The sequence below is a fragment of the Lactobacillus sp. B3795 genome (assembly GCF_026535805.1).
Lineage (GTDB): Bacteria > Bacillota > Bacilli > Lactobacillales > Lactobacillaceae > Apilactobacillus > Apilactobacillus kunkeei_C.
The window spans coordinates 176,908-198,746 of sequence record NZ_JAFNPE010000006.1 but is presented as its reverse complement, the minus strand read 5'-3'; the positions used below and the strand labels follow the sequence as shown (position 1 = coordinate 198,746).

Genomic DNA, 21,839 nt, shown 5'->3' with positions numbered 1-21,839 from the left:
AGGTTAATTATGCAATATCCTGAACCAATTGCTAAGTTGATCGACAGTTTTATGCGTCTACCAGGGATTGGGCATAAGACAGCGATTAGACTGGCATATTTCGTAGTTGATATGAACAAAGACGACGTTGCCAAGTTCTCTTCAGCTTTGAAGGAAACCAAGGACAAGTTGATGTATTGTTCAATCTGCGGAAATTTAACTGATGAAGATCCATGTGTTATCTGTCGAGACAAGACGAGAGATCAATCGACTGTTTTGGTTGTCGAACAACCAAGAGACATCATGGTAATGGAAAAAATGAAAGATTATCATGGTTTATATCATGTATTAAATGGTGTCTTATCTCCAATCGAGGGAAAAGGACCAGAAGATTTAAATATTAAAAGCCTAATTAAACGTTTGCAAAGCGACGAAGCAATCAAAGAAATTATCATTGCCACAAACGCTACTCCTGAAGGGGAAGCAACTGCAATGTATCTATCACGTTTAGTTAAGCCAGCCGGAATTAAAGTAACTAGATTAGCGCATGGGTTATCAGTTGGTAGTGATATCGAATATGCTGATGAAATGACGCTTTCTAGAGCCGTTTCTGGTCGAACTGAAATGTAGGAGTGAATACTGATGTTAGGATTTTCAAGATTTTCACACAACGTAGGAAAACAATATGATGAATTTCTATTGGATTCTATCGATCGTGCTAAGTACCAATGGGACCAAGCTACTGAAACCCAAGAAGCCATTTATGAAGTTGACGGGGAAATCGTTGCCCAAACTCGTTTAGCTCGTGAAAAATATTTATTTTTATATCGAGAAGCAAGAGAAAGAAAAGTTTCCAACAATCGTATTCAATCTTCTGTTATTGATTACTAAAGGTGTCTTTATTCTTTGGAATAAGACACTTTTTGTTTGTTGTTCATTTGTTGAAACGCATAAATTAAAGTACAATGAGATAGAAAGATGAAAGTAGGGGTATAGTATATGGCTGGAAAATTTATCACATTTGAAGGCACGGATGGTGCTGGTAAAACAACCATCCTGAACATGGTATTAGATTATTTAAAAGAAGAAATGGGCGAAAAGTTAGTTACCAGTAGAGAACCTGGTGGTAACCCAATCGCTGAAAGTATTCGTGAAGTAATTCTAGACCGCAAAAATGTTGATATGGACAAGCGAACCGAAGCGTTATTATATGCAGCGGCTCGTCGCCAAAACATTGAACAAACAGTGAAACCAGCGATTGCTGACAACAAGTTAGTTATCTGTGATCGTTACCTTGATAGCTCAATTGCATATCAAGGTGGAGGTAGAGAAATTGGTGAAGATGCAATCAATGAAATGAACCAATTTGCTACCGAAGGCTTTTTACCAGACCTTACTATCTACTTTAATCTTCCAGTAGAAGAAGGATTAAAGCGTATTGCTAAGAATAGGGCGGAAGATGAAGTCGACAGATTGGATGTTGAAACAATCGATTTCCATAACCGAGTTCATGCAGCCTACCAACGTTTAGCAAAGGCTAATCCTCAACGTATCAAGTCAGTTGATGCTACTCAATCAATTGATGCGGTATACCAAAATGTTTTAGAAATTTTGCAACCATATTTAAATGAATTTAAAAAATAGGGACGTGATTTTGAATGAAACTTTTAATTGTAATTGTGCAAAATAAAGATGCTAACAAACTACAAAACGCATTTGCTAAGAATAATGTTCATCAAACCAAGTTATCAACTACCGGTGGTTTTCTAAAGTCAGGAAACACTACCTTTATGATTGGGATAGAAGATGAACGTGTTAATGATGTTTTAGACATCATTAAAAAGGTTTCAAGTAAGCGTGAACAATACATGACACCTCCAGTTAATTTGGATGGTGGAGTTTCAGACTCATCATATCCAGTTAAGATTGAAGTAGGTGGCGCTACTGTAATGGAAATGCCAATGGATAATTTTTATCGATTCTAATGGGGGAAGAACATGACCGAAAATCAAGTGATTGCAGAGACTGAGAAAAAGCAAAAGCCACTGATGGACAAATTTTTACAAGTGGTGAACAATCACGAATTATCCCATTCTTACCTATTTAACGGTGAAGAAGGGGTCGGAAAGTTATCATTAGCGTTGTTTATAACAATGAGAATGTTTTGTAAAAACGTTTCCGATGATTCAATGCCCTGTGGACATTGTGATGAATGTCGTAGAATCGCAGAACAACAACATCCAGATGTTGTCATCATCAAACCAGATGGATTAAGTATCAAGGTTGATCAAATCAGATACCTAAAATCTGAATTTTCCAAAAGTGGTTTGGAAGGAAACCAGAAGTTCTTCATCGTTTGTGATGCGGAAAAGATGACTACCGGAGCCGCAAACAGCTTATTAAAGTTTATCGAAGAACCTGGTGCTAATATAGTTTCGTTTCTACTAACGACCAATAAGAATTTAATACTACCAACCATTATCTCTAGAACCCAAGTGGTTGATTTAAATCCGTTAAACACAAAAGCGTTTAACGAAGAATTGGCCAACATGGGTGTAATTCCCAGTCAATTTAAAATCATTAAACGACTAACCAACCAAATGTCGACCGTCCAAGCATGGCAGGAAGACGAATGGCTAACCAAGATTATTTCTGCGATTAGTCAATGGTTTAGTATGCTGGTCCAAAGAGATAAAACTTCATTTGTTTTGGTACAAAGTAATATCATGCCGTTAGTTAGTGATAATAGTAAACGCCAAGTAGTGATTGATATGCTGCTATCAATATTTGAAGATGTTTTAGATGCTAAGTATACTGGGAGTAAGGATTATAACTTTCCAAAACAAGCCCAAAACATTGAACAACTAAGCGAAAGTATCAATGAGGCCAAACTAATTCAAATTATGGAAGTAATCTTAAACTGCAACAACCAAATGGCAGTCAATGTTAGTTTCCAAAATATATTAGAGGCTACTACATTAAAAATTATGAAAATACTAAATAGTTAAATGGGGTGAAATTGTTTGGAGAAACGTGAATTATATGATGGAATCAAGGATTTAGAATCACAAACTGAATTAATGTTGAGTCAATTTGCTGAAGTGCGAAAAGCATTAACCGAAGTAATGGAAGAAAATGCCGAACTAAGAATTGAAAACCAACATCTACATGATTTCATTAATGAACAAAAAGAAAATGTGGAAAACGATAACAAGAAGAGCAGACCACGTTCATCTAAATCTCGTGAAAACTTGGAACACTTATTTAATGAAGGGTTCCATGTCTGCATCGAGTTTTATGGATCACATCGTGAAAACGATGAAAGCTGTATTTTCTGTAATGAAATCTTAAATCGTTAATCTGGAGGAGTCCAAGTGCAAGAACAACATAGCTTTACCGCTAACCAAGATAAAGGAATATTATATCTAGTTCCAACACCAATCGGGAACCTAGATGACATGACTTTTCGAGCAATTAAGACACTTAAAGAAGTTGATTTAATTGCCGCTGAAAACCCAAGTCACACTCAACAATTATTGAATCATTTTGAGATTGATACCAAGAAAATCAGTTTTAGAGAAGATAACAAAGACTACCGAATCGATGAATTGGTACAAACTTTAAATGACGGTCAAAATGTTGCTCAAGTTAGTGACGCAGGGATGCCATCAATTAGTGATCCAGGTCAAGAACTAGTGAAAGCATGTGTTGATAATAATATTAATGTTGTCCCACTTCCTGGAGCAAACGCTGGATTAACAGCACTAATTGCTTCCGGACTGGTTCCACAACCATTTTATTTCTTTGGATTTTTAAATCGAAAGAATAGTGACCAGATTAGCGAATTAGAGGAACTTAACCAACATAGTGAAACACTGATTTTCTATGAAGCTCCTCATCGTTTAAACAAAACTCTTAAGAATATGCAAAAGGTATTTGGTGCCGACCGACAGGCGGTATTGTGCAGGGAACTAACCAAGAAGTTCGAAGAATTCGACCGCGGTAGTATTTCTGAACTAATCGAATGGACCGAAGCAAATCAAGTTCGTGGTGAGTTCGTGGTAATTGTTGATGGTAATAAGAACGCCACCCAAGAAAACCAGGAACAAGATGAGTTGGCTGGATTATCTATCCAAGAACAAGTTGACTTGTTTATTGGTAAGGGCATGAAGACCAATGCAGCAATCAAAGAGGTTGCTAAGCTACACAAAGTAAAAAAACAAGAGATTTACAATATCTATCACGAAATCTAGGAGTGAATAATAATGGAAAACCAACCAACTGTTTTTAGTGAAAAACATCGAGTTACCTACTATGAAGCTGACTTTACCCGTCGTATGACCATTGCGATGATGCTAGATGTCATTATCCTAGCATCAGAAGATCATAGTGATAAGCTTGGTGTCGGCGCTGAATTTGTCCGCCAGTTCGGAGTTACCTGGGTTGTTATTCAATACGATGTGCATATTAACCGTATGCCAGTGGTTGATGAAAATATCACCATTAACACTAAATCAAAGTCATACAACAAGTACTTTGCTTACCGTGAATTCACTATCGAAAGTGAATCTGGTGAAGTGTTAATGCACATGACCGGTTTATGGGCAGCTATGAACTATAAGGAAAGAAAGATTGCTTCCATTCCAAAGGAAACAGTAGAACCATTTGGTGCTGAAAAGGTGAACCAAGTTCCTAAGATGCCTAAACCACAAAAGGTCCAATACAACGAAGAAACTAAACAAAGTTTCAGGGTAAGATATACAGACATTGATTCAAACCAACACGTAAACAATGCTCATTACATGGATTGGATGGTAAACGTCTTACCTGCCGACTTCCTAACCAACCATACCCCAACTCATTTCCTATTAAGATACGAAAATGAAGTTAAATATGGATCAACCGTAGAAAGTTACTACGACATGGAAGAACAAGAAGACGGTTCAATTCTAACTAAGCATGAAATCATGAGTGGCGACAGTCATTCTGCAATTGCCAACATTACTTGGCGCAAAAATGATTAAATATTTTCGGGTGTGTTCATTTTTATTATGGAGACACCTATTTTTTTGTTATAATTTGTTTTAGAATTATTACGTATATTAATAAAGTTATTAGGGAGACGGAAAAACAGGATGAAAGTATTGTCTTTAGATACATCCAATCGACAACTAACTGTTGCTATTTTGGATGATGATCAAATATTAGCGACAGAAACAACTACTGTTCATCAAAAGCATGCGGAATATTTACTTCCAATTATTGATGAATTAATGACAAAGGTGGACTTAACACCATCGGACTTACAAAGAGTTGTTGTGGCAGACGGTCCAGGATCATACACTGGAATTAGAATTGCGACTGCCACAGCTAAAACTTTGGCATACACACTAGGAATTGAACTAGTGGGTGTATCAAGTTTGCAAACCTTAGCGCTTAATATTAAGCAAGAGGGCAGTCTTGTAATGCCAATTTTTGATGCTAGAAACAATAACGTCTTTTCTGGACTTTATGAAATTAAAAATGGCGTTCCAGAAAGTGTCTTAGAAGACTGTCATACTGACTTTGATAAGTGGTTAGACAGAATTGATAGCAAAGACAAAGCAGTCTATGCTGTTGGTACCGACGCACCACATTTTGAAGATGCATTAAAGAAGAAGTTTGGCGATAAAGTTATTTTTACTGATAGTTTTGATAACTTGCCACAAGCAGCTAGGTTAGGTTTATATGGACAAACCTTATCACCTGTTGAAGACATTCATGCATTTGTACCAAGATATTTACGTTTGACTAAAGCTGAAGCAGATTGGAAACAAAATCATCCCGGGGAAGAAGTTACTTCATATGTTGAAAAAGTTAATTAATTGGTATCAGAAAAAATTTGTGAATACCGAGCACCTAATGAAAAAGGAACACCTAAATATCAAGAATCACATCGTAAAGATTAATGGCGATAAGTTTTACTTGGCCAAGGCAATGGTTACCGATATTCCTGAAATGGTTAATATCGAACGTGACGTCTACGATGGTAAGGCACCATGGACCGACGAAGCGTTTTTACCTGAGCTAAAACCACGTCTAGATCGCTTTTATTTACTATTGCGCCAAGAAGATGAACTAGTTGCTTTTATCGGTAGTTCTTTAAACGATAAACAAGGTGACTGTCATATCTCAAACGTTGCTGTAAAACCAGAATACCAAGAACGTGGATTAGGTTACTTCTTAATCGCTAAGATTATCAAAAAGGCCCGTCAATTGAACTACAAGACGGTTTCTTTGGAAGTTAGAATTAGTAACGTAAAGGCCCAAAGATTATATTCCGACTTAGGTTTCAAACAAGTTGGTGTGAAAAAGGGCTATTACGACGGGGATCATGAAGATGCCGTCGATATGGTTTTAGATTTAAGTCTATACGAAACTATTCCAAATAACTTTGGAATTTAATGAAACGAGGTTTTTTTGTGCAACCACATATAATTATGTCTTTTGAATCTAGTTGTGATGAAACTAGTGTGGCCATTATCGAAGATGGCGAAAAAATATTATCAAACGTTGTTGCAACGCAAATCAATAGTCACAAGCGATTCGGTGGAGTCGTTCCAGAAGTCGCAAGTAGACATCATATTGAACAAATCACTATCTGTGTTGAAGATGCAATGAAGCAAGCCGATGTTTCATACGATGACATCGACGCAATCGCTGTGACATATGGTCCCGGTCTAGTGGGGGCGCTATTAATCGGTGTTACTGCTGCAAAGACCATTGCATGGGCACACAATATCCCATTGATTCCGGTTAACCATATTGCCGGACACATCTTGGCCAGTCGATTCGTTACCAAGATTAACTATCCAGCATTGGCATTGGTGGTTTCCGGTGGTCATACTGAATTAGTCCTAATGAAAGAAGAGGGCGACTTCAAAATTATCGGTGAAACTAGGGATGACGCCGCCGGAGAAGCATACGACAAGGTTGGTCGAGTATTGGGAATTAATTACCCAGCTGGTCCTAAGGTTGATGCAATGGCTGCAGAAGGTAAGGATACCTTTAACTTCCCACGTGCGATGGAAAAAGAAGATAACTTTGATTTCTCATTCAGTGGTTTAAAGAGTGCGTTTCTAAACACCACTCACCATGCTGATCAAATTCATGAAGAATTGGATAAGAACGATTTAGCTGCTAGTTTCCAAAGTGCCGTCGTTGATGTTTTAGTTGATAAGACCACTAGAGCATTACAAGAATATCCTGTTTCTCAATTGATTTTAGCCGGTGGGGTTGCCGCTAATAAGGGCCTTCGCAGTGCTTTAGAAGAAGCAATCGATAAGATTGATACAACAGAATTAATCAAGGTACCAAACAAACTTTGTGGTGACAATGCCGCAATGATTGGTGCAGCCGGATACGTCATGGCAAAGAAGAATGTCTTTGCTGGCGTTAACTTGAATGCTGACCCAAGTTTGGAATTCGACCTTTTGGAAGATGAAGAATAAAAAAAGATGAATCCGTTTTGGATTCATCTTTTTTGTTTATTCAAGTTCCATCATTGCGTTTTCCCAATTGGTTTCAATCTCTTCTATCTTAGAGTTAATATCGGTTAGTTTAGCTTGCAAATCATTAAGCTTTTCAATGTCATTTAAGTTTTCTGGTTTAACCATTTCAGCTTCAATTGCTGATTTATCTTTTTGAGCGGAGTCTAGTTGTTCTTCTAGGTCTTCCACCTGACGTTTTAGCTTACGTTGCTTCTTTTGTAACTCTTTGTTAGCAATGAATTCTTTTTGATTTTGTGACTTTGGTTTTGTATCTTCAACATCTTCGGTCTTGGCTTGTTCTTCTTTTTTGTGTTCCTCAATGGCAGCTTGTTCTTCCTTCTTTTCTACATAATAGTTGTAGTTACCAAGGAATAGTTCGCTACCATCAGGGGATAGTTCAACAATTTGAGTGGCTAACTTATTGATGAAGTATCTATCATGGGATACAAACAAAATAGTTCCATCGAAATTGATCAATGCGTTTTCCAACACTTCTCTACTATCGATATCCAAATGGTTGGTAGGTTCATCTAGGATTAAGAAGTTATCGTGATTCATGGATAGCTTAGTTAAAACTAGGCGGGCCTTTTCACCACCAGAAAGGTTACCAACTACTTTTTCAACGTCTTCACCAGAGAACAAGAAACTACCTAGAATTGAACGAATGCGTTGTTCCGGGTAAGTAGGGTAGTCGTCCCAGATTTCGTTTAAGACGGTCTTGTTGGGGTGTAGGTTATCTTGGTGTTGGTCGTAGTAACCAATTTGAACGCCGGTACCACGTTCGATTTCACCAGATTGGAGTGGTAATTGCTTCATGATAGTCTTTAGCAATGTTGACTTACCAATTCCGTTTGGCCCAATCAATGCTACCGCTTGATTACGTTTAACATCAATATTGATGTTTTTAGATAGAATTTTATCATCGTATCCGATTGCGGCATCACGGACGTTTAAAACGACGTTTCCACTTTGTTTTTCAGGAGTGAATGAAAGACGAGCGGATTTATCATCACGGGTTGGTGCCGCAATTTTTTCCATCTTTTCCAATTGAGTTCTTCTTGATTGAGCCCGTTTAGTAGTGGATGCACGAACAATGTTTTTATCAACGAAGTCTTGCATCTCTTTGATTTTCTTTTGTTGCTTTTCGTATTCCTTTAGTTGATGTTGGTAATTAAGTTTCTTTTGCTCAACATAACTGGAGTAGTTCCCGACATAATGAGTCATGTGACCTTGTGATAGGTCGTAGACTTGATCGACAATCTTATCCATGAAGAAACGGTCATGGGAGATAATTAGAAGGGCACCATGATAACTCTTTAGATAATCTTCCAACCAACTAATGGTCTTAACATCAATATGGTTAGTAGGTTCGTCTAGAATCAATAGGTCCTTCTTTTGTAGAAGCAACTTGGCCATTGCTAGTTGGGTTTGTTGACCACCTGATAGCTCACTAATTTTATGGTCGTACATTTCTTCACCGAAGCCAAATCCGTTTAACACGGCCTTAATTTCGGCTTGATAAGAAAAACCGTTCTTGGCGGTAAACTCAGCTTGAAGTTGGTCATAAGTTTGTGAAACCTCAGCCAGCTTTTCTGGATCCGAGTTGATGTTTGGATCAGCCATCTTGTTTTCGTATTCGTGAATTTTATTTTCTAAATCGATTAAATCAGCAAAGACATTGGTCATTTCTTCGATGATGGTGGCATCAGAAGTTAGACCAGTATTTTGGGCTAAGTATCCAATGGTGATACCTTTTTTGGTGGTGACTTCACCTTCATCAATTGGTTCATCGCCCAAAATCATTTTCACTAAGGTTGACTTACCAGCACCGTTTCGACCAACCAAGGCGACCTTGCTGTTTTCTTCGATACTCAAGTTAACGCTTGTGAAAAGATCTTGCCCACCAAATCGTTTTGTCATTTTATTTGCTTGTAAAATAATCATAAAATTCACCTCCTAATTCTCTTGTTTTATCAGTAATAATGACTATTTTAGCATATTTCCCCCGATAAATTAAAATGTTCAATCCTTTTTAGTAGATGATAATATTTTCACAAACTTTGTTTTTATGATAGAATACATAAATGTTATGAAAGATTCGGGAGGGAAGATTTTGGATATTAAAATTCCTAGGGCAACGGCTAAAAGATTGCCTATGTATTATCGATATCTTAGCGGTTTACACGACGCGAAAATAAAGAGAATATCCTCTAGTACTTTTGCTGAAGCAGTTCAAGTTGATTCAGCAACCATTAGAAGAGATTTATCCTATTTTGGAGCTCTTGGAAAACGTGGATATGGATACGAGGTTGATAATTTATTAGACTTCTTCAAGAAGATTCTAAATCAAGATCACTTAACAAATGTTGCATTAGTCGGTTTAGGTAATTTGGGTCAAGCCTTACTACACTTTAATTTTCACAAAGATAGTAACGTAAGAATCTCAGCTGCCTTTGATATTCATGACGACATGATCAACACTGTTCAAAGTGGTGTACCAGTATACGATGTTAAAGACTTACAAGAACAATTAAGAGATCAACAAATTGAAGTAGTTATTTTTACTGTTCCAGCAACCGTAGTTCAAGGCCTATGTGATGAAGCCGTAAAGGGTGGAGCAAAGGGTATCATGAACTTTACTTCAAAACGTTTATCAGTTCCCAAAAATGTCAGAGTGCAAAACGTTGATTTAACCAACGAATTACAAACATTAATTTACTTCATTGAACACTATGAAGGTGAATAAGAAAGATGAGCCATTGGCCCATCTTTTTTTGTAGGATTATATCGTGTAGGGTTTAAAATTCTTGCATATGAATCTAAAAAATAATATATTATTTATAGTGATTAGCACTTATAATAAATGACTGCTAACACTGATAAAACAGATAAAAAAACAAAGTGAGGTCAAGCAAAATGTTAAAACCATTGGGTGATCGTGTAATTATTGAAGCACAAGAAGCTAAAGAAGAAACAGTTGGAGGCATTGTGTTAGCAAATAATGCTAAAGAAAAACCACAAACTGGAAAAGTTGTTGCCGTAGGAAACGGTAGAGTTTTAGACAATGGCCAAACTGTTACACCAGAAGTTAAGAAGGGTGACGAAGTTGTTTACGACAAGTACTCAGGTACTTCAGTAGACTACGATGGTCAAAAATATTTAGTACTAAAAGAAAGCGACATTTTAGCTGTCGTTGAATAATAAATAAAACGAAATTATTAATGAGGTGAATAAAAATGGCTAAGGAAGTTAAATTTTCAGAAGACGCAAGACGTTCAATGCTAAGAGGTGTTGATAAACTTGCAAACACTGTTAAGACTACATTAGGACCAAAGGGTAGAAACGTTGTTGTTGAACAATCAACAGGTACACCAAACATTACTAATGATGGTGTTACAATCGCTAAGTCAATCGAACTACCAAATCATTTTGAAAACATGGGTGCTAAGTTAGTATCAGAAGTTGCATCAAAGACTGACGACATTGCCGGTGATGGTACTACTACTGCTACTGTATTAACTCAAGCAATCGTAAACGAAGGAATGAAGAACGTTACTGCCGGTGCCAACCCAGTTGGTGTTCGTCGCGGTATCGAAAAGGCAACCGAAGTAGCCGTTGAAAAGCTACACAAGATGTCAAACGAAATTAAGAGCAAGAATGATATTGCTCAAATCGCTTCCATTTCAGCTGCTAACCCAGAAGTTGGTGAATTAATCGCCGATGCTATGGAAAAGGTTGGAAACGATGGTGTTATCACTGTTGAAGATTCACGTGGTGTTAACACAACTATGGACGTTGTAGAAGGTATGCAATTCGATCGTGGTTACATGTCACAATACATGGTTACCGACAACGACAAGATGCAAGCTGACTTAGACAACCCATACATCTTGGTTACTGACAAGAAGATTAACAACATTCAAGAAATCCTACCAGTTTTACAATCAGTTGTTGAACAAGGTCGTTCACTTCTAATCATTGCTGATGATATTGGTGGTGAAGCACTACCAACATTGGTACTAAACAAGATGCGTGGTACTTTCAACGTTGTTGCTGTTAAGGCTCCTGGTTTTGGTGACCGTCGTAAGGCTCAACTACAAGATATTTCAGTTCTTACAGGCGCTACTTTAATCACTGACGACTTAGGATTAAACCTAAAGGATGTAACCATAGATCAATTAGGTCAAGCTAACAAGGTTAACGTTACTAAGGATGACACTACAATCGTTCAAGGTGCCGGTGACAAGGACCAATTAGCTGCACGTGTTGCAGAAATCAAGAACCAACTAGAAACTACTACATCAGAATTCGACAAAGAAAAGCTACGTGAACGTTTAGCTAAGTTAGCCGGTGGTGTTGCTGTTATCCGTGTTGGTGCAGCTACCGAAACTGAACTAAAAGAACGTAAGTACAGAATTGAAGATGCTTTGAACTCAACTAGAGCCGCTGTTGAAGAAGGTTTCGTTCCTGGTGGTGGAACTGCATTCATCAATATTCTAAAGGATCTAGAAGAAATCCCTGCTGAAGGTGACGAAAAGACTGGTGTAAACATTGTTTTACGTGCTCTAGAAGCTCCAGTTAGACAAATTGCCCACAACGCCGGAATTGATGGTTCAATCGTTGTTGAACATCTAAAGGGCAAGGAAATGGGTATTGGTTTCAATGCTGCTACTGGTGAATACGAAGATATGATTAAGGCCGGAGTTGTTGATCCAACCAAGGTATCAAGATCAGCTCTTCAAAACGCCGCATCTGTTTCAGCATTGCTATTAACTACTGAAGCTGTTGTTGCTAACTTACCAGAAGAAAAGAAAGATTCAATGAACCCTTCAATGGGACCAATGATGTAATAAAAAAGGATTCCTTTGGGAATCCTTTTTTTGTTTAACCTTGTTTTTAATCTGTTACATTTGTATAATTTATTAATAGTATTATAAAACGAAAGGATAACGATTATGCTAAAATTCGAAATTATCGTTTCCCTTTTCGCGACAATGTTAATTTCTGCTGTGGTAACGCCGTTTATCAGAAAGTTAGCATTTCGCTGGGGAGCTATCGATAGTCCAAATAAGCGAAGAATGAATAAAATTCCGATGCCGACATTAGGAGGATTGGCAATCTTTGTGTCATACACAATTGCCACGATGTTCCTATTAAGGTCGCAAATGCCAACCCATCAACTTTATGGGATGTTTGCGGGCCAAGTAGTCATCATTATTACAGGGGTAATTGATGACATCATTGTATTAAAACCACGTCAGAAAGTATTTGGAATTAGTTTAGCAGCAATCATTGTCTTTTTCTTCGGAAATATTCAAATGAGTAACATATCATTACCATTCATTGGAACATTTAGTTTAGGATGGTTAAGTTTACCAATTACTCTAATTTGGATTTTAGCAATCACCAACGCCGTTAACTTAATTGACGGTCTTGATGGATTAGCAACGGGGGTCGCAGTTATTGCTTTGACCACCATGGGAATTACTGGGTTCTTCTTCCTAAACGTTGGAAACGTCTACGTTTCAATCATGATTTTTGCACTTGTTGCAGCATGTTTAGGATTTTTACCTTACAACTTCTTCCCAGCTAGAATCTATCTAGGGGACACCGGATCATTGTTCATCGGTTTTATGATTTCAATTTTCTCATTGAACGGATTGAAAAATGCCACATTCATTACCGTTATTATTCCGGTAATTATCCTGGGTGTGCCAATCACCGATACCATTTACGCAATCTTACGTAGAATGTTAAACAAGCAACCAATCATGCATGCTGACAAACGACACTTACATCACCGTTTGATGCAAATCGGATTGACTCATCGTCAAACCGTATTGGTAATCTATGGAATTGCTTTGATTTTCTCATTCATTTCATTGCTATACCCAATATCAACAATTTGGGGTTCCATTCTACTAACGATTGCAACGTTAATCGGGTTGGAACTATTCGTTGAATCAATCGGTTTAGCTGGTAAGGATAGACAACCATTACTAAACGCAATTAAAAAAGTCGTTAAAGAAAACACAAGTAAAGATAACCACTAAAAAAAGAATGGCCATTTGGTCATTCTTTTTTGTATGGATCATAATCAACTTCAAAGTACTTTTCATCGCCATCGTGCATTTCAACACGACCATTTAGTAAATCAATCACTTTTTGTTTAAACTCTTCCACCTTAGGATTATCGATGGCAACAATTACGGATACCTTGTCGGTATATTGAGTATCGATAATGTTAATTCCATTTTCCTCTAGGTGGTAATTTAATTGATCAAACAGGTTATAGGCAACGTCGATGGTGATTTCAGTTTGTAAAATCTTTTTGACAATCCCAACATGTTCGATGGCTTTGGTGGTGGCGTTGCTATATGCACGAATTAAACCACCGGCACCTAACTTAATGCCACCGAAGTATCTAGTTACAACGGCAGCAGTGTTGTGCACGCCAATGTTTTTTAATGCTTCTAGGATAGGAACACCAGCAGTTCCTGATGGTTCACCGTTATCACTAGCGCGTTGAATGGAATCGTCTTGACCAATTACATAGGCATGACAGTTATGAGTAGCTTTTTTATGTTCTTCTTTGACGCTATTAACGAAAGCAGTTGCTTCTTCTTCGTTTGACACTCTGGCAATTGAACAGATGAATTGTGATTTTTTGATATCAATCTCGTTGACACCATTTTCTTTAATTGTGAGATAATCTTTTTCCATTTAGATGTTTTCACCTCAAAATTTAGCTTTTTTGCGTACTTAATTATGGTGATAATTATGATTAAAGATGTTTCTGAATTATACGGTAGACAAGTCAACGCCACGATGGTGGATTCGAGTCTCCTCAATAACTCAATTGTTCATAAATACGTTCCAATTAAGGTTAACAGTAACAATATCTATTGTAAACGATGTGGCCAAAAAACGCCCGTAAACAGGTGTAATTTGCCAAATAATAACTACTATTGTCCAGTCTGCATTAATTTGGATCGAGTAACGAAAAGTATTCCATTGGTGTATGCCGATGAACCAAATGATTTTGAAATTAAGCAGCCGGTTTTAACGTGGCAGGGCCAATTGACTAACGAGCAAAAGAAGTGTTCTAAGGATATTATCGAAGTCTTCGAAAACAACAAGACCCACTTGTTATGGGCAGTTACCGGAGCGGGGAAGACTGAAATGTTGTTTCAGGGAATCGAAAAAGCATTAACTGAGGGCAAACGCGTTTGTATTGCGTCGCCACGTGTGGATGTTTGTGTCGAACTATATCCGAGAATTAAGGAGGCGTTTGCCAACACATCGATGATTCTTCTACACGGTCGTAATCCACAACCGTATCACTATGCGCAGCTGACGATTTGCACCACCCATCAATTGTTACGGTTCTATCATGCGTTTGATGTCTTGATTATCGATGAGGTCGATTCCTTTCCGTTTGTAAATAACGACGGATTACACTTTGCGGTCGAAAATGCGACGAAACAAAGTAGTGCCAAGTTGTTTTTAACGGCGACACCGACCAATGAAATGACGAAGAAAATCAGGTCCAACAAGCTGTCAGCTAGCTACTTACCGATTCGATTTCATCGTCATTTATTACCGGAAATTAAATTAAAGTACACAAAGAAGTGGCGCGAGAATTTAAAGAAACAAAAGTTGCCAAAGTTACTACTACATAAGATTGACGAAAAGATTAAAGCTAACCAACGCTTCTTGTTGTTTGTGCCACGCATTGCCGATTTAAAACCAATTAGTGATATTTTGGCAAAACAGTTTGATACCAGTAAATGGGAGACCGTCTTTTCTAGTGATGATAAACGAATGGAGAAGGTATCCGACATGCGTGAACAACGCAAACTGTTCTTGATTACGACCACCATTTTGGAAAGAGGAGTGACCTTTCCGGGAATTGACGTGATTGTCTTTGGGGCGGAAGACGAGGTCTTTTCGACTTCATCATTGGTCCAAATAGCTGGAAGAGTGGGTAGAAAACTCGATCGACCGACTGGGGAAGTATTGTTTCTAGCTGAAGAAAACACGCTGGCCATTAAGAGTGCGATTAATCAAATCAAGTATATGAATAAGAAGGCGAAAAAATTAAATGGATAGCTGCCTATTGTGCAATAAAGTGATGGTATATGACATGTCACTTTCTTTTTTGTTGAGTTTTAAAAGATTACCGAAACGATACGTTTGTGCGGAGTGCATGAATCAGTTTACCCGCATCGATGAAACGAGAATATGTAAGGCTTGTGGTCGCCAAATGGATAAGTCCGGAACATGTATCGATTGTCAGAAGTGGCAGAAATTAGGGGATGCTTTCGTGAATGAATCCATCTTTCAGTATAACGATGCGATGAAGAATTTTATGCACCGCTACAAGTTTGTCGGTGACTACCAGTTACGGATGATTTTTCAAAAAGAGATTAGAAAAAAGATTAGAAAAGATTTGCTGGTAGTGCCAATTCCAGTTAGTGCTGAAACTCAGATTAATCGAGGCTTCAATCAGGTCATTGGGCTTCTTGGAAATACTGAATATGTCGATGCCCTAATGGTGAAGGAAAAACGCAAGGTGAGACAGTCTGAACTAAACCGTCAACAGCGTATTCACAATAAACAGGTTTTCACAATTAATCCTAAACATGCGTCTCAAATTATCGATCAAAGAATACTATTGGTCGACGATATTTATACTACCGGAACCACGATTAGACATGCGGCAGAGGTACTGAGAAATAACGGTGCCAAGCAAGTTTTAGGACTAACTTTATGTCGATAAGGGATGTTTTATATATATAAAGGATATTTTTTTAGAAGAATTAGATAATCTGTTTTTAAAAATGATAATTAAATGTTAGAATAAGAAAGATAGAATTTATATAAAGCGAATAAAACATTAAAAACTAATTCACGGAAGGAAAATAAACAAATGGCTAACATTTTAAGAAAATGGGTCGAAAGCGATAAGCGTGAAGTTAAAAGACTTAGCAAGCTAGCTGATAAGGTTGAAGCATATGCCGATGAAATCAGCCAACTAAGTGATGACGAACTAAAAGCTAAAACCCCAGAATTTCAACAACGTTATCAAGATGGGGAAACTCTTGATGACTTACTACCAGAAGCATTTGCAGTTGCCAGAGAAGGTGCTACTCGTGTATTAGGTTTAACTCCTTTCCATGTTCAAATCATGGGTGGAATTGTGCTACATGAAGGTAACATTTCAGAAATGAAGACTGGTGAAGGTAAGACCTTGACTGCTACAATGCCAGTTTACTTAAACGCATTAGCTGGTAAGGGTGTTCACGTTATTACTGTTAACGAATACCTATCACAACGTGATGCTGAACAAATGGGTGAACTATACAACTGGTTAGGCCTATCAGTAGGTGTTAACTTAACTGAAAAGAGCCCAGAAGAAAAACGTGAAGCTTACAATGCTGATATCACATACTCAACTAACAGTGAAATCGGTTTTGATTACTTACGTGATAACATGGTTGTCTACAAAGAAGACATGGTTCAAAGACCATTGAACTTTGCCATTGTCGATGAAGTTGACTCCATCTTAATTGATGAAGCCAGAACTCCATTGATTATTTCAGGACAAGCCAAAGGTTCTTCAGAACTATACATGCAAGCTGACCAATTTGCTAAGACATTAAAGGAAAAAGATGACTTCAAGATTGACTTGGAATCAAAGACTGTTTCTTTAAATGATCAAGGTATTGAAAAGGCTGAAAAGTACTTCAACTTAAAGAACCTATACGACACTGATAACACTGCATTGACTCACCACATTGATGAAGCATTGCGTGCTAACTTCATTATGATTAAGGATAAGGATTACGTTGTTTCAGACGACGAAGTACTTATCGTTGATTCATTTACTGGTCGTATCATGGATGGTCGTCGTTTTTCTGATGGATTACACCAAGCTATCGAAGCTAAAGAAGGAGTAACCATTCAAGAAGAAAGTAAGACAATGGCCAACATTACTTACCAAAACTTATTCAGAATGTACAGCAAGCTTGCCGGTATGACTGGTACTGCTAAGACTGAAGCAGACGAATTTAGAGAAATCTATAACATGGACGTTATCTCCATTCCAACCAACAGACCGGTTGCCAGAGTGGACGAACCTGACTTGTTATACCCAACTCTACAATCAAAATTCGATGCTGTAGTTGATGAAATCAAAGAATTACACGCCAAGGGTCAACCAATTCTAATTGGTACTGTTGCCGTTGAAACTTCAGAATACATTTCAAAACGTTTAGATGATGCTGGTATCAAACACGAAGTGCTAAATGCCAAGAACCATGCTAAAGAAGCTGAAATTGTTGCAAACGCTGGTCAAAAGGGTGCGGTAACTATCGCTACCAACATGGCTGGTCGTGGTACTGATATTAAATTAGGACCCGGTGTTGTTGAATTAGGTGGACTTGCCGTTATTGGTACTGAAAGACACGAATCAAGACGTATTGATAACCAATTACGTGGACGTTCAGGACGTCAAGGTGATCCAGGTCTATCACAATTCTACCTATCACTAGAAGATGACTTAATGCGTCGTTTCGGTTCTGATAAGATTAAGAACTTCTTGGAAAGAATGAAGGTTGATGGTGACTCAGCTGTTATCAAGAGTCGTTTAATCACCAAGCAAGTTGAATCAGCACAAAAACGTGTTGAAGGTAACAACTACGATTCAAGAAAACAAGTTCTACAATACGATGACGTTATGAGACAACAACGTAGCGTTATTTACAACGAAAGATACCAAGTAATCACTGAAGATAAGTCATTAGATTGGGTTATGAAACCAATGGTTAAGAGAACAATCAACCGCATTGTTAACTTACACACTCAAGGTGACAAGAAGGACTGGGACCTAAGTACAATCCTAGACTTTGCCATTAGTGCACTTGTTAGCCCTGATATGATTAGCCTATCTGACTTAGAAGATAAGTCAGCTGATGAAATCAAGGACTTCTTGGTTGAATTATCTGAAAAAGTTTACAAAGAAAAGAAAGAACAACTATACGACCCAGAACAAATGCTAGAATTTGAAAAGGTTGTTGTATTAAGAGTTGTTGATTCTCACTGGACTGATCATATTGATGAAATGGATCAATTGAGACAATCAATTGGTTTAAGAGGTTATGGTCAATTGAACCCATTAGTTGAATACCAACGTGAAGGTTATCAAATGTTTGAAGAAATGGTCTCAGATATTGATTACGATGCCACAAGATTGTTCATGAAAGCTGAAATCAGACAAAACATCGAAAGATAATAATAAAGCGAAGATGAACAGAAGTTCACTTCGCTTTTTTGGTAAGGAGAGTAAGAATGGAACTAGCTGATGCTAAAAATGAAATAAGTCAAATCAAAAAAGCCATCCAGGGCTTTAGGGGGTCTCTTTGACTTAGATTCACTTCAAGAAAGTATCGAAATTAATGAAGCCAAGATGGCCGAACCTGGATTCTGGGATAATCCAGAAACTGCCCAAAGCTTCATTAATGAAAATAATCGTTTAAAGAAAAAATACGATAATTTTAATGAACTAAATGAAGAGGCTGAAGATCTAGAAGTGAACCTAGAATTAATTGAAGAAGAAAACGATGATTCAATGATGGAAGAATTCGAAGAGTCTTTAGCGCAAACTAAGTCACATCTTGAAAAGTACAGATTAGGGATGTTACTAAATGGTAAGTATGATGCCAATAATGCCATTCTGGAAATTCATCCAGGAGCGGGTGGAACCGAATCACATGATTGGGGCATGATGCTATTTAGAATGTATACCAGATGGGCTGATCAAAATGGTTTCAAACTAGAAACATTGAACTACCAAGCAGGAGAAGTGGCCGGAATCGATACTGCCACCATCATGGTTAGTGGTGAAAATGCATATGGATACCTAAAATCAGAAAAGGGTGTTCACCGCTTAGTTAGAATTTCACCATTTGATTCAGCGGGACGTCGTCATACATCATTTGCTTCTGTCGATGTAATGCCAGAACTAGATGATACTGTCGACATCGAGATTAATCCTGCCGACTTACGAGTTGATGTTTATCGTGCCAGTGGTGCCGGTGGACAACATGTTAATAAGACATCTTCAGCAGTTCGTATTACTCATGAACCTACCGGGATTGTTGTGGCCAGTCAAGCTCAACGTTCACAACTACAAAATAGAGAAACTGCCATGAATATGTTGAAGTCCAAACTTTACGAACTAGAAGAAGAAAAGAAGGAACAACAAAAGGCACAACTCGAAGGTGAACAAAAAGAGATTGGTTGGGGTTCACAAATCAGATCTTATGTTTTCCACCCATATTCAATGGTTAAAGACCATCGAACTAATTATGAAACAGCAAAGGCGCAAGACGTTATGGATGGTGACCTAAATCCATTCATTAATGCATACTTGCAATGGAAACTAAGTAAAAGAAATCCAGAATAGGGGAATTTAAATGAATAATTTATGGATGACATTGTTAATATTTATTCAGCCAGTCCTATGGTTGGGAATATTAAGAAATTACATTATCTACCGTAAGCGTATCAAACGTGAAAGAAACGACTTTAACACTTCAATTTCACCAAACGATTTTGAAATGAAACATTTTTGGCTAAGTTTCATCGTTTTAGGAATTATTGGAAGCATCATTTCAATGACACTAGGAATTTATCTATCACTTCCTTGGATCATTATTTATGAAGCTTTGCTACTAATTAACTTGATTATTATCCCGGGTCAATTCTTTACAGTGTTAAATCTAGTAATCGCGACTGCTTTGACATTTGTAACGTATAAATTCGACTTGTTTACGTATATTAATACAGAAGGTATTAACACTTCAGCTACCTCACTATCAAATGCATTATTGCTATTAGTGACAGTATTCTTTGTTTCAGCATTGTACATGAAGATGTTCTTAGGAAACTATCAATCACCAAAGATTTTTAAAAACCAACGTGGTAACAAGGTTGCCGGTTATTTAAATAAGGAATTTGCGGTCCTACCAATTGCCGTATTAATTCCAGGTGATCAAATTCATGCATTGATTAGCTGGTGGCCAGTATTTTCAATGGGTCAACATGAATTCACAATCTTTATCTTACCGGTATTGATTGGGATTAGATTTACCATTTTCAAATCAATGCCAAAAGAATTTTTCAAAAAGTTATCTAATCGATTGTTATGGTTAACATGTTTGGGTATTATTCTAGTTGTTGCAACTTACCTACTAAATGGTGTCGATAACATTGAATTAATTTCAATGGCTGTGATGACAGTATTATACCTACTTGTTTTAATCAGGACTAAGCGTAAGGATAACAAGAAGGCTAAGTGGTTCGCAGACGCAGTTAACGGTCTAAGAGTAATCGCCGTTAGAAAAGACACTCCGGCTGAAAAGATGGGTGTTGAAATGGGTGATTTAATCGTTGAGGTTAACAACATCAAAGTAAGTACCGAAGACGATTTCTACAAGGCTACTTTGACTTCTCCAACATTTTGTCGATTGAAGGTATTGAACCGTGAAGATCGTATCAAGATTATGGAAAGTGCCATTTATAGTGATTCACCAAATGAACTAGGTGTAGTTGTAATTAAGGAAAAGTAACTTAAGATTGATTTAATAAACATTATTTAAAATGTCATTTAACGAGGAGGCTTTATGATGACTAAAATTTACCGTTCTCAATCAGATCGATTATTAACAGGATTATTAGGTGGAATTGCCGAATACTTCCATATCAACTCACAACTTTTAAGAATTATTTTTGTAGTTCTATCAATTATTCCGGGCCATCTAATTGGCGGACTATTACTTTATGTAATTTGTTTAGTAATTGTTCCGGCTAACCCCAACGTTTATGGTGGTGGACACACTACTAACAAACAAACTCGACGCAATTTAACTGACGTTGATGAATTTAATGATAAATAAGAGGTGACACCATGAGAGTGTTAGGCAGAATATTGATTAACACATTGCTATTCGTTGCAATTGCTGGTTTCTTCCAAGGCAGCTTTTACGTTGCTTCATTTGGAACTGCGATTGTAGCCGCGATTGTTTTAGCGATTCTAAATGCATTGGTAAAACCAGTATTGTTTATCTTATCATTACCAATTAACTTGGTAACGTTAGGATTATTCAGTATTATCCTGAATGGAATTATGTTGGAATTAACATCTTTTGTGGTGGGCAATACTTTCCATTTTGCTTCATTTGGAATGGCAGTGATTGTTGCATTGATTATGTCAATTTGTAACGTCATTTTGTCAGACTACTAAAAAATTTTTAAAAACATCTAATA

The 21,839-nt window shown here is 37.4% G+C and carries 24 protein-coding genes; 22 read left to right on the top strand and 2 right to left on the bottom strand.

The features are described 5' to 3' along the window. Positions 1–9: 9 nt before the first annotated feature. The 11 genes from recR (at position 10) to tsaD (ending at position 7,469) form a co-directional block, all read left to right on the top strand. Positions 10–609 carry a recombination mediator RecR gene (recR, locus tag J3U50_RS04270; protein WP_034531913.1) on the top strand — a complete coding sequence of 200 codons (600 nt, stop codon included), beginning with the start codon at positions 10–12 and terminating at the stop codon, positions 607–609. Positions 610–621: 12 nt separating this feature from the next. Further along, the gene (locus J3U50_RS04265; protein ID WP_034531914.1) at positions 622–870 is read left to right on the top strand and encodes a YaaL family protein; all 249 of its coding nucleotides are present in this window, start codon (positions 622–624) and stop codon (positions 868–870) included. Positions 871–978: 108 nt separating this feature from the next. Further along, the gene (gene tmk / locus J3U50_RS04260; protein ID WP_301945629.1) at positions 979–1,623 is read left to right on the top strand and encodes a dTMP kinase; all 645 of its coding nucleotides are present in this window, start codon (positions 979–981) and stop codon (positions 1,621–1,623) included. A 14-nt stretch (positions 1,624–1,637) separates the two neighbouring features. Beyond that, positions 1,638–1,964, top strand: a complete 327-nt coding sequence (locus tag J3U50_RS04255) for a cyclic-di-AMP receptor (protein ID WP_034531916.1) — start codon at positions 1,638–1,640, stop codon at positions 1,962–1,964. A gap of 12 nt (positions 1,965–1,976) precedes the next feature. Further along, a complete protein-coding gene (gene holB, locus J3U50_RS04250; RefSeq protein WP_054607958.1) occupies positions 1,977–2,987 on the top strand; it encodes a DNA polymerase III subunit delta' in 1,011 nt (336 codons plus the stop codon). Between the two features lie 15 nt (positions 2,988–3,002). Beyond that, complete coding sequence (locus J3U50_RS04245; RefSeq protein WP_053791544.1) at positions 3,003–3,338, top strand: DNA replication initiation control protein YabA; 336 nt, start codon at positions 3,003–3,005, stop codon at positions 3,336–3,338. Positions 3,339–3,353: 15 nt separating this feature from the next. Continuing rightward, positions 3,354–4,232: a 16S rRNA (cytidine(1402)-2'-O)-methyltransferase gene (gene rsmI, locus J3U50_RS04240; protein WP_054607959.1), complete on the top strand. Its 879-nt coding sequence runs from the start codon at positions 3,354–3,356 to the stop codon at positions 4,230–4,232. Between the two features lie 12 nt (positions 4,233–4,244). Next, positions 4,245–5,003, top strand: coding sequence for an acyl-[acyl-carrier-protein] thioesterase (locus tag J3U50_RS04235; protein ID WP_053791546.1), 759 nt, complete (start codon positions 4,245–4,247; stop codon positions 5,001–5,003). A 111-nt stretch (positions 5,004–5,114) separates the two neighbouring features. Then, positions 5,115–5,843: a tRNA (adenosine(37)-N6)-threonylcarbamoyltransferase complex dimerization subunit type 1 TsaB gene (tsaB, locus tag J3U50_RS04230; protein ID WP_054607960.1), complete on the top strand. Its 729-nt coding sequence runs from the start codon at positions 5,115–5,117 to the stop codon at positions 5,841–5,843. Then, positions 5,824–6,423: a ribosomal protein S18-alanine N-acetyltransferase gene (gene rimI / locus J3U50_RS04225; protein ID WP_041152525.1), complete on the top strand. Its 600-nt coding sequence runs from the start codon at positions 5,824–5,826 to the stop codon at positions 6,421–6,423. Before tsaB ends, rimI begins: the two co-directional genes overlap by 20 nt. Positions 6,424–6,458: 35 nt before the next feature. After that, positions 6,459–7,469 carry a tRNA (adenosine(37)-N6)-threonylcarbamoyltransferase complex transferase subunit TsaD gene (tsaD, locus tag J3U50_RS04220; protein ID WP_301945651.1) on the top strand — a complete coding sequence of 337 codons (1,011 nt, stop codon included), beginning with the start codon at positions 6,459–6,461 and terminating at the stop codon, positions 7,467–7,469. Between the two features lie 36 nt (positions 7,470–7,505). On the opposite strand, the gene J3U50_RS04215 is transcribed toward tsaD, so the two are convergent. Beyond that, positions 7,506–9,452 carry an ABC-F family ATP-binding cassette domain-containing protein gene (locus J3U50_RS04215; protein WP_301945628.1) on the bottom strand — a complete coding sequence of 649 codons (1,947 nt, stop codon included), beginning with the start codon at positions 9,450–9,452 and terminating at the stop codon, positions 7,506–7,508. A gap of 166 nt (positions 9,453–9,618) precedes the next feature. Here J3U50_RS04215 and J3U50_RS04210 point away from each other — a divergent pair, with 166 nt between their 5' ends. The 4 genes from J3U50_RS04210 to J3U50_RS04195 all read left to right on the top strand — a co-directional run bounded on the left by J3U50_RS04210 (position 9,619) and on the right by J3U50_RS04195 (position 13,561). Then, positions 9,619–10,254, top strand: a complete 636-nt coding sequence (locus J3U50_RS04210; protein ID WP_301945650.1) for a redox-sensing transcriptional repressor Rex — start codon at positions 9,619–9,621, stop codon at positions 10,252–10,254. Positions 10,255–10,424: 170 nt separating this feature from the next. Next, positions 10,425–10,709, top strand: a complete 285-nt coding sequence (gene groES, locus J3U50_RS04205; RefSeq protein ID WP_034531925.1) for a co-chaperone GroES — start codon at positions 10,425–10,427, stop codon at positions 10,707–10,709. Positions 10,710–10,744: 35 nt separating this feature from the next. After that, positions 10,745–12,358 (top strand): chaperonin GroEL, encoded by a 1,614-nt coding sequence (gene groL / locus J3U50_RS04200; protein ID WP_053791550.1) that lies wholly within the window; start codon positions 10,745–10,747, stop codon positions 12,356–12,358. A gap of 105 nt (positions 12,359–12,463) precedes the next feature. Beyond that, entirely contained in the window at positions 12,464–13,561 is a 1,098-nt protein-coding gene (locus J3U50_RS04195) for a glycosyltransferase family 4 protein (RefSeq protein WP_054607966.1), read from the top strand. A 19-nt stretch (positions 13,562–13,580) separates the two neighbouring features. Here the strand turns inward: J3U50_RS04195 and J3U50_RS04190 are convergent, their stop codons facing one another. Continuing rightward, on the bottom strand, positions 13,581–14,231 hold the full coding sequence (locus tag J3U50_RS04190) for a YigZ family protein (protein WP_054607967.1): 651 nt from the start codon (positions 14,229–14,231) through the stop codon (positions 13,581–13,583). 357 nt (positions 14,232–14,588) lie between these two features. Here J3U50_RS04190 and J3U50_RS04185 point away from each other — a divergent pair, with 357 nt between their 5' ends. The 7 genes from J3U50_RS04185 to J3U50_RS04155 all read left to right on the top strand — a co-directional run bounded on the left by J3U50_RS04185 (position 14,589) and on the right by J3U50_RS04155 (position 21,816). Beyond that, positions 14,589–15,620 (top strand): DEAD/DEAH box helicase family protein, encoded by a 1,032-nt coding sequence (locus tag J3U50_RS04185; protein WP_301945627.1) that lies wholly within the window; start codon positions 14,589–14,591, stop codon positions 15,618–15,620. A 97-nt stretch (positions 15,621–15,717) separates the two neighbouring features. Then, complete coding sequence (locus tag J3U50_RS04180; protein WP_301945626.1) at positions 15,718–16,290, top strand: ComF family protein; 573 nt, start codon at positions 15,718–15,720, stop codon at positions 16,288–16,290. Positions 16,291–16,440: 150 nt separating this feature from the next. Further along, complete coding sequence (secA, locus tag J3U50_RS04175; RefSeq protein ID WP_054607970.1) at positions 16,441–18,804, top strand: preprotein translocase subunit SecA; 2,364 nt, start codon at positions 16,441–16,443, stop codon at positions 18,802–18,804. Between the two features lie 56 nt (positions 18,805–18,860). Next, positions 18,861–19,977 (top strand): peptide chain release factor 2 gene (prfB, locus tag J3U50_RS04170; protein ID WP_140968020.1). Its coding sequence is split into 2 segments (ribosomal slippage): positions 18,861–18,932 and positions 18,934–19,977, totalling 1,116 coding nucleotides; the frame shifts between segments, so codons are not numbered across the junction. A 10-nt stretch (positions 19,978–19,987) separates the two neighbouring features. Beyond that, complete coding sequence (locus J3U50_RS04165) at positions 19,988–21,142, top strand: PDZ domain-containing protein (protein WP_301945625.1); 1,155 nt, start codon at positions 19,988–19,990, stop codon at positions 21,140–21,142. A 54-nt stretch (positions 21,143–21,196) separates the two neighbouring features. Next, positions 21,197–21,469, top strand: a complete 273-nt coding sequence (locus tag J3U50_RS04160; RefSeq protein WP_080997681.1) for a PspC domain-containing protein — start codon at positions 21,197–21,199, stop codon at positions 21,467–21,469. An 11-nt stretch (positions 21,470–21,480) separates the two neighbouring features. Further along, positions 21,481–21,816, top strand: coding sequence for a phage holin family protein (locus J3U50_RS04155; RefSeq protein WP_053791557.1), 336 nt, complete (start codon positions 21,481–21,483; stop codon positions 21,814–21,816). Positions 21,817–21,839 lie beyond the last annotated feature (23 nt).